Annotated in this window: 1 protein-coding gene; it reads left to right on the top strand. The window is 65.2% G+C overall.

All coding sequences use genetic code 11. The annotated features are described in order from the left end of the window. A partial coding sequence (locus OCH239_RS21480) for an IS256 family transposase (RefSeq protein WP_037267607.1) occupies positions 1-635 on the top strand: 635 nt, incomplete at both ends.

Below are 635 nucleotides of genomic sequence, written 5' to 3'. Positions count from 1 at the left end.
GCGACCTACGTGAAGGTGCGTGAGGGCGGACGGATCGTCAGCCGCGCTGTGATAATCGCCGTTGCGGTCAACGAGGACGGTAAGCGCGAGGTTCTCGGCGTTGCCACCGGGCCTTCCGAGGCCGAGACGTTTTGGACCGACTTCCTGCGCTCTCTCGCAGACCGTGGCCTGCGCGGTGTGAAGCTGGTGGTCGCCGACGACCACAAGGGGCTGCGGGCTGCTGCACGGCGAGTATTCGATGCGACGCACCAGCGCTGTCGCGTTCACTGGATGCGCAATGCGCTCGCCCATGCCCCGGCGAAGCAGCGCACGGCCGTGGCCGCGATGCTGAAGACGATCTTCGCCCAGGAAAACAAGGCAGATGCCGAAGCCCAGTGGGAGGTCGTGGCGGACGCACTGCGCGAGAAGCAGGCGAGGCTCGGCACCCTCATGGACGCCTCGCGCGACGACGTTCTCGCCTATATGGATTTTCCCCGCGAGCACTGGGCTCAGATCGCGTCAACGAACCCGCTCGAGCGGGTGAACCGGGAGATCAAGCGCCGATCCGACGTCATTGGCATCTTCCCCAACGACGAGGCCATCGTTCGGCTCGTCGGTGCGCTGATGCTCGAGACCAATGACGAATGGACGGTTGC

The organism is Roseivivax halodurans JCM 10272, from assembly GCF_000521785.1.
GTDB lineage: Bacteria > Pseudomonadota > Alphaproteobacteria > Rhodobacterales > Rhodobacteraceae > Roseivivax > Roseivivax halodurans.
Note: the sequence above shows the minus strand (reverse complement) of the source record. Positions and strands in the feature narration are given on the sequence as shown.